12 protein-coding genes are annotated in these 13,669 nt (G+C 39.1%); 9 read left to right on the top strand and 3 right to left on the bottom strand.

Annotated features, from left to right (window positions below):
• The first annotated feature begins 17 nt into the window (after positions 1-17).
• From VJ937_RS04450 to VJ937_RS04425, 6 genes are all read left to right on the top strand, one after another.
• Positions 18-767, top strand: coding sequence for a PRC-barrel domain-containing protein (locus VJ937_RS04450; protein WP_324065688.1), 750 nt, complete (start codon positions 18-20; stop codon positions 765-767).
• Between the two features lie 159 nt (positions 768-926).
• Entirely contained in the window at positions 927-1,244 is a 318-nt protein-coding gene (locus tag VJ937_RS04445) for a hypothetical protein (protein WP_324065687.1), read from the top strand.
• Positions 1,245-1,289: 45 nt separating this feature from the next.
• The gene (locus VJ937_RS04440) at positions 1,290-2,774 is read left to right on the top strand and encodes a BON domain-containing protein (protein ID WP_324065686.1); all 1,485 of its coding nucleotides are present in this window, start codon (positions 1,290-1,292) and stop codon (positions 2,772-2,774) included.
• A gap of 322 nt (positions 2,775-3,096) precedes the next feature.
• A complete protein-coding gene (locus VJ937_RS04435) occupies positions 3,097-3,492 on the top strand; it encodes a hypothetical protein (RefSeq protein WP_324065685.1) in 396 nt (131 codons plus the stop codon).
• A gap of 57 nt (positions 3,493-3,549) precedes the next feature.
• Positions 3,550-4,713 (top strand): hypothetical protein, encoded by a 1,164-nt coding sequence (locus VJ937_RS04430; protein ID WP_324065684.1) that lies wholly within the window; start codon positions 3,550-3,552, stop codon positions 4,711-4,713.
• 23 nt (positions 4,714-4,736) lie between these two features.
• Entirely contained in the window at positions 4,737-5,024 is a 288-nt protein-coding gene (locus VJ937_RS04425; protein WP_324065683.1) for a hypothetical protein, read from the top strand.
• Positions 5,025-5,066: 42 nt separating this feature from the next.
• Here VJ937_RS04425 and VJ937_RS04420 read toward each other — a convergent pair whose 3' ends face one another.
• From VJ937_RS04420 to VJ937_RS04410, 3 genes are all read right to left on the bottom strand, one after another.
• A complete protein-coding gene (locus VJ937_RS04420) occupies positions 5,067-5,426 on the bottom strand; it encodes a hypothetical protein (protein WP_324065682.1) in 360 nt (119 codons plus the stop codon).
• A gap of 21 nt (positions 5,427-5,447) precedes the next feature.
• Positions 5,448-6,197 carry an alpha/beta hydrolase gene (locus VJ937_RS04415; RefSeq protein ID WP_324065681.1) on the bottom strand — a complete coding sequence of 250 codons (750 nt, stop codon included), beginning with the start codon at positions 6,195-6,197 and terminating at the stop codon, positions 5,448-5,450.
• Between the two features lie 132 nt (positions 6,198-6,329).
• Positions 6,330-8,075, bottom strand: coding sequence for a potassium channel family protein (locus VJ937_RS04410; protein WP_324065680.1), 1,746 nt, complete (start codon positions 8,073-8,075; stop codon positions 6,330-6,332).
• A 131-nt stretch (positions 8,076-8,206) separates the two neighbouring features.
• Here VJ937_RS04410 and VJ937_RS04405 point away from each other — a divergent pair, with 131 nt between their 5' ends.
• The 3 genes from VJ937_RS04405 to VJ937_RS04395 all read left to right on the top strand — a co-directional run.
• Positions 8,207-8,806, top strand: coding sequence for a superoxide dismutase (locus VJ937_RS04405; RefSeq protein ID WP_324065679.1), 600 nt, complete (start codon positions 8,207-8,209; stop codon positions 8,804-8,806).
• 185 nt (positions 8,807-8,991) lie between these two features.
• On the top strand, positions 8,992-9,570 hold the full coding sequence (locus VJ937_RS04400) for a superoxide dismutase (protein WP_324065678.1): 579 nt from the start codon (positions 8,992-8,994) through the stop codon (positions 9,568-9,570).
• 436 nt (positions 9,571-10,006) lie between these two features.
• The coding region (locus tag VJ937_RS04395) for a DUF4397 domain-containing protein (RefSeq protein ID WP_324065677.1) at positions 10,007-13,669 on the top strand (3,663 nt) is incomplete at its 3' end.

Raw genomic sequence — 13,669 nt, 5'->3', positions numbered from 1 at the left:
TAAGAAAGGAGCGATTTATGAAGCGGAGTTTAAAAGCACTACTAGGATTCGACTTGGCAACAACTGATAAAGAAAAGGGAAAAGTAAAAGACTTCTTATTCGATGAAGAGCGTTGGGTAATCAGATACCTTGAAGCTGATCAGGGTAAAATATTGCCAAGCAAGCAAGTTTTAATACCCAGGGTATTTTTAGATCAACCAGAATGGAGCAAAGGCAAGTTCCCTGTTAAAATGTCTAAAGAAGATATTGAAAAATGCCCGGCTACGGATGAAACACTTCCGGTTTCGCGAAAATATGAACAAGAGCTGGCAGAACACCTACAGCTCAATAACTATTGGGCAGTAGCACCACCTATAATAGGTACTTCAGCATATCCACCACGCCCTATAGTAACTCCAGAAAACCAGGTAAAGGAAGAAGATGTGGATACAAACCTGAGAAGTTTTAAAGAGGTAATCGGATATGAAGTCGACACATCAGATGGTAGCTACGGAGAACTTACCGATATTATTATTGATGATGACGACTGGCAAATTGTATACTTCGTAACCAATAGCAAATATACTGATACAGAACGAGAAGTAATGCTTGCCATTGGTTGGATTAAAGAGATAAGCTATGTAAACCAGCGCATTACATTAGAAATAGATTTTAAAAACATGGTACATGCGCCAGAATACCACCCGGCAACTCCCGTCAATATCGAGTTTGAGAAGAAAGTGTATGATTTTTACGGACGTAACCAAATGAACTGGAATATTCCATAATTACCATAAATTAATCGAACCAAAAAGGGAGTGGCCCTATGACCAAACTGGATAATCAACATCAAACGGCAGCTAAAATATTTGAAAAGCTGGATGACCTTGAGGAAAAAAGCCAGCAAATAGAAATAATTTTACGTGAATCCTCTAAAAAATAATACAATGGAAAAAGAAAAATACAGAATAAAAGCAAAAGAAACAGTTGATAATATATTCAACCAAATAGAAGATTTAGAAAAAAAGCGACAACATGTGTCTAAAAATATGAAGGCACAATATGATGAACAAATAGCCGCGCTTAAAGCGAGATCTGCAGAACTCGAAAAGCAATATAAAGACCTCGAGTTATCAAGCGGCCAGGCCTGGCAGGAGACGAAAGATAAATTTTCGGAAAGTGCCGACTATTTTAAAGCCGGTCTGGCAAAAATTGCAGAAATTTTTGAAAATGACCAAAGGGAACAGAAGCATGGTCAGGCATAATATAAACCAAAACATTCGATTGTAGAATCCCAAAAATAAATCATTATGAGACTAAAAGTATTGTTAGCAGGCTTATTAATTGCATTGGCAACAATTGGTTGGTCTCAGGAAAACATTTCTGACCAAAAAATTGCAGATGCAATTCAAACAGAATATCAGTTCGATCATGCTATTAATTTTAACAGAATAAACATTAAAGTAAACGATGGTATTGCAGAACTGACAGGAACCGTTTCCAACATTAAGGCTAAAGAACGTGCCACAAAAATTGCTGAAATGGTTAAGGGCGTACGTTCAGTGTCGAACCGCATCACGGTTAACCCACCAGTTATGCTTACCGATGAAAGCATTGAAAAAAAAGTAACTGTGGCACTGCTTAATGATCCTGCAACAGAGAGCTACGAAGTAAATGTAAGCGTAATGAATAAAAAAGTAACGCTTTCTGGTAAAGTAGATTCTTACCGCGAAAAGCAGCTTGCAGGAAATGTAGCTAAATCGGTGGTAGGCGTAAAATCTGTTTCAAACAAAATTGAGATAAATTATGACCTCACCCGCACTGATGATGAGCTACAAAATGAAATCGAAAGTGCGCTGAAATGGAGTAAAACTGTTGATGATGGCCTTATAGATGTTAAAGTTAAAAACAACGTAGTAAAACTAAGTGGTACGGTTGGCAGTGCTGCTGAAAAGCGCAATGCAAGATATTTAGCATGGATTACCGGTGTAAAAGATGTAGATGTATCGAATTTAGATGTTGAATGGTGGGCCAAAGACGAAAATTTACGTAAAAATAAGAATGTGGAAGCATCGGATCAGAAAATAGAAGATGCCATAACAGATGCCGCCTTATTCGACCCAAGGGTTTATTCATTCGACATAGCAGCTGAATCAGATAACGGTTGGGTTACATTAAGAGGTACCGTTGATAACATGAAAGCACGCCAGGCAGCAGAAAACCTCGCCAAACATACCATTGGTGTAAAAGGTGTAACAAACCGAATAAAAGTAGAGCTTGATCTGCCACCTGCAGACCTTGAAATAAAAGATAATGTTATTGCCGCACTGGCGCGCAACTCAGTTACCGAATCCTATGAAATATCAGTTGATGTAAATGCCGGCATTGTAACCCTTTCCGGCCTGGTAGACAGTTACATGGAAAAAATGGAAGCCGAATGGGTTGCCAGTGGTGTAAAAGGGGTAACCACGGTGAAGAACATGATTACGGTAAACTCGCCCTACTCCTATTACTGGTGGGACGATACACCATTCCACGAGTGGTACTACGTACCAGCGGCAACTGCTGAGGTCATAACCATAACTACACCAAACGACAAGCAAATAAAAAAAGATGTTGAAAGCCAGTTGTGGTGGAGTCCTTATGTAGATGCTGACGATGTAAAAGTAAACGTTCAAAACGGTGATGTTACACTTACCGGTACAGCAGATAACATGACCGAATTCCAACGTGCTACCGAAAATGCATGGGAAGGCGGAGCATGGAATGTGGAAAACAACCTGAAAATTAAATAATCTGAAATAACCCAGGGGCTACCTGGAGAAATGGCCATGTTGTCAAATGCAAAATTATGAATCCCATAACTTAAAAACACCTAACGGCCATTTCAGGTAGTCCTCAATTTCATTTTCATATGTTTATAATTTTGATTTCAGTTGTCATTACCTGTCCCGATGCAAATGGGATGGAAGCGCATAAATAAATTTTGTTTTGCAATAAACAATCAAAAGCCATTACGGCAGGCTCAGAACTATAATTTTTCCTTTTAATTTCCACTTTTATCAAAGTTGTATCATGATAGCTGTTTGAATTTTCAATTCCAAAAATCAAGAAACTATGTTATATCCCGTATTCATATCATTACTTATAGCAGTAATATTTGCGGCACTGTTACCTTCAGTATTTAAAAGAGAAGGTCCCGGACCTATGAGTGGTTCTCTTTTCTTTTTCTTCATTATTTTTCTGTTCTCATGGGCCGTGGGATCATGGATTACACCAATAGGCCCCTTGTTTTATGGTGTACCCTGGCTTGGGTATTTAATTATAGGGCTTTTTACAATGCTATTAATTGCAGCTCTTGTACCAGCCAAAGCAGAAAAACCCGAAACACCATTTGAACAAGCCGAAGAAGAAGCAGAACAAGCCAGGGCGCTGGGTATCACATTTGGATTCTTTTTCTGGACCCTGATGATTGTGCTTCTATTTGCTGGTATAGCAAACCTTGTTTTCTAAGTGCTCTTTAATGAACGAAAATAAAATCGAGACAATAACAGAATTAGAGGAGGAAATATGCAGACGAAGAGTGTAATTTTCAACACAGAGGATTTTAAACAGTTGGCCTATACACACGAACCGCTGTGTTTATCAGTTTATGTACCTGCCTATAGGGCCGGACAAGAAGTAAAAGAGCAGCATGCACAAAAAATATTGAAAAATATTATTAAGCAAGTGCGCAGCGAATTGCTCAAAAGAGAATTAAGTGAGAATGATGCTGATGTATATCTGAGGCCACTTACAACACTTATGGAAGATAATGAATTCTGGACAGATCAATCTGATGGTTTGGCCATATTCATCACCCCAAATAGCATAAAAAAGTTTAAGGTCCCGATTCATTTTGCACCATACTACTACATTGCTGATCATTTTTATCTGAAACCGCTGATTCCAATGCTCAACAATGATGATATTTTTTACATTTTGGCATTTAATCTTGACGAAGTAAAACTCTATGAATCCACACCCTACACAATTGCAGAAATGGATACATCTGATGTACCACAAAAACTCGAAGATGTTGTAGGAAATGAAACCGAACAGCGCCACCTACAGCAGCGAACCGGTCATGATAATAGCGGAAATGCCATTTTCCATGGACATGGAGGCGGAAAAGACGATAAACAAACAGAGGTTAAGCAATTTTTGCGTGAGGTTGACAAAAAAATATCGGGTCTTTTAAATGGATCATCCTACCCAATGATATTGGCCTGCGACCAACAGCATTATGGCATTTATAAAGACATATCGGGTTACAATAACCTCAGTAAAAACCATATTCCGCTAAACCCAAAAGAAATAGATCCACTGGACCTTCATCACGAGGCCACCATTTATTTACAGGAAGAATTTGGACAAACCAAAACACAAAAGATCAATTCTTTCCGTCAATACTCTGCAACTGACAAAACACTTACAGAGATAGAGGATATTGTTCCAGCTGCTGTTAATGGGCAAATTGATACTTTATTTATTCAGCCTGGTAAAGAAACATTTGGCCTTTTCGATAAGGAGAACAACACCATTATTATAGATCGCGAGAAGCAAACCCAAAATGCCTCGCTCTACAATCTTGCAGCAGTGAATACTGTTCTAAATAATGGCAAAGTTTACTTGCTCCCCCAGGATAAAATGCCCTTGCATAAAACAAATGCAAATGCGCTGCTACGTTATTAAAATTTAAAAAAACAGGAGGAATTATGAGTAATACAAAACTTAAGCAAAACATAAAAGCAAAAATAGATGACATAAACTCAAAGGTTCTGAGTATTCGTGAACGCTTGAGTAAGGAAGAAAACCCGGATGATGAACTACAAAAACTTCTTTTACAACTGGAAAAAATACAAACCGAATTAACAGAAAAATTCGACACCCTGGAGGCCAATCCGGAAGCTGACTGGGATGAATTCGATAAAAATATTCACCAAAGTATGAAATCATTCAATCAGACCTTTACCAGGGCTGGCACTCTTTTTAAAAACTCATAAGAGTGCACTTTGTTCATTTTCATAACTAAAGGTCCGTGGCCATTATTGCTCCGGGCCTTTTTTCTGATACCGGGTTGATTCGTTTTCCACAATCTTCTTGCTTATTTCGTCTTCAACTTCATCTACTTCAGCTTCAATCTTTTCGATTTCATCTCCATTTCCGTTTTTTTTAAGGCGATTGAGTAATCTGCGTATTGGTGGCAGCTCATACGAGAGGATAATAAGGGCTGCTGCCAAAAATATATAGCCCAGTGGAATAAAGGGAACAAACATAAAAACAAGCCCAAGTAATAGAATAAATATGCCCAGAAATGGTCTTATATACTTACGGTATTTCGATGGTATTTTCAGCATAAAATAGTGCAGAACAATTAATAAACTCTGTATTTTTCCATGAGTCATAATCCCGACAAGTTTGCCGGGTTATTGTTTACAGCAAAAATCACAAACCAATTTGCGATACTTTTTTTTATTTGACAGCATTGCCGGATGCTTGCCTTTGTCGAATAGGTGCAGTCTGCTATTGGGCAATAAATCGTGTACCAGCTTAACCTTTTCGGCAGCGCGGGGAATCATATTATCATTTGTAAGTGCAGTCAGTAAAACCTTGCAGTTCAATTCCTCGAGTGAATCGAACCACACAGTTTTATGTTCTGCAAAATGTAATTGATTATTTGCATCACTTCTTAATACTTCTTGCCAGTCCTTTCCATGGAGGTATTGAAAAAACATGCGAAAGAAATTTATTTTTATTGTACGTGATCTTTGCTCCATTTTTTGTTTAGCACGCTCAGGTGGTAAAGCCAGTCCTTCAAAACTGTCAGCAATAAGTGCACGGCAATTTATATCCTGGTCTAAAGCCAGATGAAACCCCACAATTGCACCTCCGCTTGTTCCCATAATATTCGTATCGGTAATATCTAACTCAACCAGTGCCTTTTTAATAATAAAAGCACTGTATTGCCAAAAGTCACCGTCAAAATCATGGATGCGGTCGCTTCTGCCATGGCCGGGTAAATCGAATGCAATAACACGGAAATGCTTACTATAATAGCGTATCTCAGTTTTGAGCATTTTTGATGATCCGCCGTTATCATGTAACATTATAAGGGGAACACCTTTACCTCGTTCATTATAAAACAACCGTATGTTTTTTACTGTAAAATAAGGCATCAATATAAATTATTGGTGGCTTTAAGATAAGATATTTAATCAAATTCAGGAAATTTTAAATACTTTAAACTGGTATTATTTTAAATCAAAACAGCCTGAGGGTTTCTATTTAAGACAAATATGATATGCAATTTAACGCAATATTTTATGCACCAACGACACGGTAAAATAGCTAAGCAAAAGCATTCCGATAAAACCTTGCACCGCACTTAAGCCCCGGGCAATTCCTACGGGGAAATGGTCGCCATAACCGATGGTTAGCATTGTAATTGCACTATGATAAAAGCTTTTAGACCACAATGACAAGTCGTATTGGGCCCCAACACTAACAACTATATCGCCTGAACCACCCAGAATAATGGCCAAATATCCCAAACTAAAAAGCACATAAACCATTATCATGGTAGTAAATACGCGTGTGGGGCTGGTGCCGTATAACCCGGTATAATCAAGTAAAACCCGGTCGAGTCCGTATAAAAAGCCTCTTAATACTTTTTGATTTATCCCTCCGCCGTTATTGCTTAACCTTGATCGGGCAATGCAACGGCGATATTCTACATACGCCAGGTCCTCAGACTCATACTGACCGTTCGTGTTAAAATTTTCCTTAAGCATTAAAAATTGTGTAGCCTTCTCATAGTCAGATGTAAGTGAATTTTGATTATAAATAGCCTGTTCCACCCGGTTCCGCTTCCAGTCGATATAGAGCAGGCCCGGTAAACTCATATCAGTAAAGTTCAACATTGGAACAGGCTGCCCCTCTTTAGGGAGATTCAAATCGAGAATATCACGTACAATTGCATTTTTAAAATCTATACGCTGCGCGCTGTGCAGCCTGAAGTTTAAATAACGGTTAAAAAAACAATAGCTGAAATCCACATTGTGCAGCCTGGCATTTTCAAGTTTTATGAGTGCTTCCTGTGTCTCAGCCCTGGAAAAGTTCAGGTCTGTTCGATTAAATATTACTTCACTAAAATCAACCGTACCACTACCAAACAAAACCTTTTTAAAAGTCAGTTTTCCATCATTTGCCTCACAACCAGAAAAGTCCCAGGATCCATTTCCGGCTATACTGCGGTTAAAATTGGCTTTTACATTTTCAAACTCAGTAGTGCGAAAGTCAATATTGCCCTCTCCGAAAACAACCCGATCGAATGAAACTTCTTTGGTTGTAAAACGGGCAAACTGAAAATTTACATTGCCCTTTCCTATTCTCGCCACCTTGAAGCTCAGGCCTCCGGTAAAGCGGGTATCAACCATATTTATATCTCCATCATTAAATTCGCAATTGGTGAAATCCAGATAGGAATGCTCAAATTTTGCGTATTGAAAATTCTTTTCTCCATGGCAAAAAATGGAGTTTTTGAAGCTAAGCCCGCCCCCGGTAAATTTGGCAGAATTAAATACCAACCCGCCTTTTCGATGTGTTATATATGAAAAATCAGCATCTACATCGGAAAACACACTGTGCGAAAAGGATAGATCTCCACCATAAAAAACACTATTATTAAAATTAGTCTCGCACGCTTCAAGAGCAATATAAGAAAAGTCAACATTATTAAACACATTAAAAAAAGCATCGTTGGCAATAATCTTTTTTATTGCTACAAATTCATTTTTGTCTATTAAATTCAAACGTCGCCAGGCTGTTATTGAAAAATTTTGGATGTAAGCTTCGTCCAGCACAATAATGCGCTCTTGCTCTATTTCATTATAAATTTTATCAATATTGGCAACACCAAAATCCCGTGTAGATAAAAGATGATTGGCAGAATCATAAAAAGATATTATGGCTGTTTGCTCGTATTGCGTCCCAAGTGCAGAAATATAGGGCTTATCAACAGTTTTAACATTGAAATGATCGAAAGTCCTGAACATCTTTTTTATGTTCAAGGTAAAGGAAAAAATTATACAAGTCAATTTAATATATATTGATCTTAATATATAAATATACTAAACAATTTTTTAAGTATGACGTTATCCACATAAAATCAAAAAAAAATAGTATTATGAGTTTTAAATTACCGAATTTACCATACGATTTTAATGCACTGGAACCTTACATCGATGCCCAAACCATGGAAATTCACCATGATAAACACCATGGCGGTTATACCAAGAAACTGAATGCCGCATTGGAGAAAGAAGGTGTAAACAACAATAATATTGAAGACATACTCAGTAATGTCTCAAAATACTCTGTAGGAGTAAGAAATAATGGTGGTGGATATTATAATCACAACCTGTTTTGGGAAATTATGAGCCCCAACGGAGGTGGCGAACCTACTGACGAAATAGGTAAAGCAATTAAAGAAACATTTGGCTCGTTTGATGCCTTTAAAGATGAGTTTGCTCAGGCTGCAGCCGGACGATTTGGTTCAGGTTGGGCATGGTTGGTAAAAGACAATGGCAAGCTCAAAATAGGTAGCACCCCAAACCAGGATAATCCATTAATGGATATAGCAGAGTTTAAAGGACAACCAATACTAGGTTTAGACGTGTGGGAACACGCATATTATCTGAAATATCAGAACAGAAGACCAGAATACATTGATGCATTTTTCAACGTAATTAACTGGGATAAAGTCAACGAGTTATATAAAGCATAAGTTCATTCCGGATATTATACCCAATGACCCGAGCATTTCACATTTACCAACCGTTGTAAAGCTTTCCCACTTCACAACATTATCTGGAATGAATCTTAATTAAGGGTATCACCAAACAAGGTGATACCTTTTTTTGTATATCACGGTAGACGGTTGAATTATAAATAATAAAAAAAAGGAAAGCTATGAAATTCACACTACCAGAATTACCTTTTGAAAAGGACGCTTTAGAACCACATATCAGTGCAAAAACAATTGAATTCCATTATGGCAAGCACCATAAAACTTATGTGGACAAATTAAACAAACTGGTTGAAGGAACCGAGTTTGAAAATGCAGATCTGGAAACCATAATTAAAAATGCAGATGGTGGCATATTCAATAACGGAGCCCAGGTCTGGAACCATACCTTCTATTTTGAAGCATTAAGTGGTAACCCCAAAGCTAAACCAGGTGGAAAACTTCTGGGAGCCATTGATAAAGTTTTTGGTAATTATGAGCAATTTATAGAAGACTTCACAAATGCAGGCACTACGCTTTTCGGCTCTGGATGGGTATGGCTCATTCAAAATAAAGATGGTGACCTGGATATTATGCAAGGTCAAAATGCTGAAAATCCAATTCGCGATGGATATAAACCACTTATGACGATGGATGTTTGGGAGCATGCATATTACCTTGATACTCAAAATGCCAGACCTAAATACATTGAGAATTTCTTTGCTGTATTGGACTGGGAAGTTATTGAAAAAAGATTGGGCTAAAAAAAACCAACTTATACATAGAGGCTGTCCGGATTAAAAGGGACAGCCTTTTTTTGTTTTCATAGTACCGCCAACCTGTAAAACAATTATAATGTTTAATTCTTATATATTATAAATCAACAAAACACTTTCGCTTGAGTCTATATCATTTTCCTAAAACACAGACTAAGAAGATGAATAATAGAAAAATATAACTCGTAAAAACAAGATTAACATAAATAAGAAAAGCTACCGACAACAATTTAGTTAACAATAAGTTAAAGTTTCGTATACAAATAAAGCAGCATAATCCTTCCCTATCACCTGCTAAAACTGGAAAAGTCTAACAAAAATCATCTATCAAAACTTTGTGATGTTTAATCTTTGAAATAAAACATTAAACAATTATTATATTAATACGTTAGGATCTTAAATTCTAATTTAAACTTGAAAAATTATGAAAACAATTCTTCTTTCGACATTGATTGCGCTTTTTGGTCTTGGACTAAAAGCACAAACCGCCGATGTTCAGATCATTCACAACTCTGCTGATGCAGCAGCATCATCAGTTGATGTGTATTTGGACGGCACGCTAATTAAAGACAATTTCAATTTCCGTGAAGCAACGGCATTCCTATCGGTACCTGCAGAACAGGAAATTGTTGTAGGTATCGCTCCTTCAACATCAGCAAGCGTGGATGATACGTTAGCTGCTTTTAGTTATAACCTGGTAGCAAATGAAAGCTACATCATTGTGGCCAATGGTATTATAAGTGCTTCAGGTTACGACCCTGTTCAGCCTTTTGACCTTTTTGTTTTTCCAACAGCCCGTCAGGCAGCTGCCTCAGCTGGCAATACCGACGTACTTGTATTCCACGGGAGTACTGATGCGCCAACCGTTGATATTTATGAAACCGATGTTGTAAACGGTGAGTTGATCAATGATCTGGCTTATACCGATTTTTTCGGTTATGCTGAATTGGCAACCGAAGATTATGTACTCGAAGTACGCGATGAAACCGGCACATCAACTGTGGCTGCTTACGAAGCACCACTTGCCACATTAGGTTTAGATGATGCAGCTATTACTGTATTGGCTTCAGGTTTCCTGAATCCATCAAACAACAGCGATGGTGAAGCTTTTGGATTATATGCAGCCACTGCAGCAGGAGGCCCACTTGTGGAATTACCTCTAGTACAGGAAGCTCAGGTTCAAATTATTCACAACTCAGCTGACGCTGCTGCTGAAATGGTAGATGTGTACCTGAACGGTGACCTTATCAAAGATGACTTTATGTTCCGTGAAGCTACATCATTCCTTACTGTACCTGCTGAAGAAGAAATCGTTGTGGGTATCGCGCCTTCAACATCAGCAAGTGTTGATGATACAATCGCTGCTTTCAATTACACGCTGACAGCTGACGAGAAGTATATTATCGTTGCTAACGGTATTGTAAGTGCTTCAGGTTACGATCCTGCTGAAGCATTTGACCTTTATGTTTACCCAATGGCACGCCAGGCTGCTGCCTCAACTGGTAACACCGACGTACTCGTTTTCCACGGTAGTACCGACGCTCCTGTAGTGGACATTTATGAAACCGCTGTTGTAAACGGTGAACTAATTGATAACCTTGCTTATGGTGACTTCTTTGGATATGCTGAGTTAGCCACAGATGACTATGTACTTGAAGTACGCGACGAAACCGGGACATCAACCGTGGCAGCTTACGAAGCACCTCTGGCTTCATTAGGTTTAGATGATGCAGCTATTACTGTACTGGCTTCAGGTTTTCTGAACCCTGCAAACAACAGTGATGGGGAAGCCTTTGGATTGTATGCTGCGACTGCTGCAGGTGGACCACTTGTGGAATTACCGCTCGTGCAGGAAACTCAGGTTCAAATAATTCACAACTCAGCTGACGCTGCTGTTGAAATGGTAGATGTCTACCTGAACGGTGAATTAATCAAAGATGACTTAATGTTCCGCGAGGCTACACCGTTTCTTGATGTTCCTGCTGAAGAAGTAGTTGCCTTAGGTATTGCGCCCTCTACCTCGACCAGCGTAGATGATACAATTGCAACTTTTAATTTTGCTTTTGCGCACGATTACAAATATAAACTTATTGCCCACGGTATTATAAGTGATTCAGGCTACGAACCAAATCAACCCTTTGACATTTCCTTGCGATTTGCAGATCTGGAGTCCCCTCTAGCAGAGAACACTAATTTACTTGTATTCCACGGTAGCACCGATGCACCTACTGTAGATATTTATGAGACTGCCGTGGTAAACGGAGAATTATTCAATGATCTGGCTTATACAGAATCAGCCAGTTATTCTAATCTACCTACCGAAGATTATGTACTGGAAGTGCGTGACGAAACAGGCACATCAATTATTGCAGCTTATGAGGCTCCACTTGCAACTTTAGGATTAGATAGTACTGAAATAACTATTTTGGCTTCTGGTTTCCTGAACCCTGCCAATAACAGCGATGGAGAAGCATTTGGGTTGTATGTTGCTACTGCTGCAGGTGGACCACTTGTGGAACTGCCCTTAGTACAGGAAGCCCAGGTTCAAATTATTCACAACTCAGCTGACGCTGCTGCTGAAATGGTAGATGTGTACCTGAACGGTGACCTTATTAAAGATGACTTTATGTTCCGGGAAGCTACATCATTCCTTACGGTACCTGCTGAAGAAGAAATCGTTGTGGGTATTGCGCCTTCAACATCAGCAAGTGTTGATGACACAATCGCTGCTTTCAATTACACGCTTGCAGCTGACGAGAAATATATTATCGTTGCAAACGGTATTGTAAGTGCTTCAGGTTACGATCCTGCTGAAGCTTTTGATTTATATGTATTCCCTATGGCTCGTGATATGGCTGCTACTTCAGGAAATACTGACGTACTCGTTTTCCACGGTAGTACAGACGCTCCTGTAGTGGACATTTATGAAACCGCTGTTGTAAACGGTGAACTAATTGATAACCTTGCTTATGGTGACTTCTTTGGATATGCTGAGTTAGCTACGGATGACTATGTATTAGAAGTACGCGACGAAACCGGTACTTCAACTGTTGCAGCTTACGAAGCACCACTTGCCACTTTAGGCTTAGATGATGCAGCTATTACTGTATTGGCTTCAGGTTTCCTGAATCCATCAAACAACAGCGATGGTGAAGCTTTTGGTCTTTACGTTGCACTGGCTTCAGGTGGTGCCCTGGTAGAATTACCAGCAGTTACGCCTGATCCGGAAGCCCAGGTACAGATCATTCACAACTCTGCTGATGCTGCTGCAGAAAATGTAGACGTGTACCTTGATGGCGCATTAATTGGTGATGACTTTGCATTCCGCACAGCTACTGAATTCTTAACAGTTCCTGCTGAGCAAGATATAGTTGTTGGAATCGCTCCCTCAACTTCAACTAGTGTAAATGATACAATTGCTTCATTTACTTATAACCTTACAGCTGACGAAAAATATATCATCGTGGCTAACGGTATTGTAAGTGAGTCAGGTTACGACCCGGCAGAAGCATTTAACCTTTATGTATTCCCAATGGCACGCGAAATGGCAGCCACTTCAGGTAATACTGACGTATTGGTATTCCACGGAAGTACTGATGCACCAACCGTTGATATTTATGAAACCGCTGTTGTAAACGGTGAATTAATCGACAACTTAATGTATGGTGATTTCTTTGGATATGCTGAACTTGCAACCGAAGATTATGTACTCGAAGTACGCGACGAAACCGGCACATCAACTGTGGCTGCTTACGAAGCACCACTTGCTACTTTAGGTTTAGACGATGCTGCTATAACTGTACTGGCTTCAGGTTTCTTGAACCCTGCAAACAACAGCGATGGTGAAGCTTTTGGCTTGTATGTAGCATTGCCATCAGGCGGACAGCTCGTAGCATTAAGCGCAGTTGGTATTTTTGACAATCCACAAAGCACGATTAGCCTGAGCGTTTATCCAAACCCAACCAGTGACCGTTTGAACATTGCTTCAGACAGTAGCATTGAAAAGGTTGAAATATTTAATGCACAGGGTCAAATCGTAATTCAGCGCGCAGCAAATGCCGACAAGCTGAGTTTAAACATCAGCGAC

This window comes from Salinivirga sp. (assembly GCF_035268865.1).
In the GTDB taxonomy this organism is placed as follows: domain Bacteria; phylum Bacteroidota; class Bacteroidia; order Bacteroidales; family Salinivirgaceae; genus Salinivirga.
The sequence above is the reverse complement of the archived record's forward strand: the minus strand, read 5'-3'. Positions and strand labels throughout refer to the sequence as shown.

Coding starts and splice junctions, on each gene's coding strand:
- VJ937_RS04445 (WP_324065687.1), top strand. CDS start 927: ATGGAAAAAGAAAAATACAGAATAAAAGCAAAAGAAACAGTTGATAAT.
- VJ937_RS04435 (WP_324065685.1), top strand. CDS start 3,097: ATGTTATATCCCGTATTCATATCATTACTTATAGCAGTAATATTTGCG.
- VJ937_RS04420 (WP_324065682.1), bottom strand. CDS start 5,426: ATGACTCATGGAAAAATACAGAGTTTATTAATTGTTCTGCACTATTTT.
- VJ937_RS04425 (WP_324065683.1), top strand. CDS start 4,737: ATGAGTAATACAAAACTTAAGCAAAACATAAAAGCAAAAATAGATGAC.
- VJ937_RS04450 (WP_324065688.1), top strand. CDS start 18: ATGAAGCGGAGTTTAAAAGCACTACTAGGATTCGACTTGGCAACAACT.
- VJ937_RS04415 (WP_324065681.1), bottom strand. CDS start 6,197: ATGCCTTATTTTACAGTAAAAAACATACGGTTGTTTTATAATGAACGA.
- VJ937_RS04410 (WP_324065680.1), bottom strand. CDS start 8,075: ATGTTCAGGACTTTCGATCATTTCAATGTTAAAACTGTTGATAAGCCC.
- VJ937_RS04400 (WP_324065678.1), top strand. CDS start 8,992: ATGAAATTCACACTACCAGAATTACCTTTTGAAAAGGACGCTTTAGAA.
- VJ937_RS04440 (WP_324065686.1), top strand. CDS start 1,290: ATGAGACTAAAAGTATTGTTAGCAGGCTTATTAATTGCATTGGCAACA.
- VJ937_RS04405 (WP_324065679.1), top strand. CDS start 8,207: ATGAGTTTTAAATTACCGAATTTACCATACGATTTTAATGCACTGGAA.
- VJ937_RS04430 (WP_324065684.1), top strand. CDS start 3,550: ATGCAGACGAAGAGTGTAATTTTCAACACAGAGGATTTTAAACAGTTG.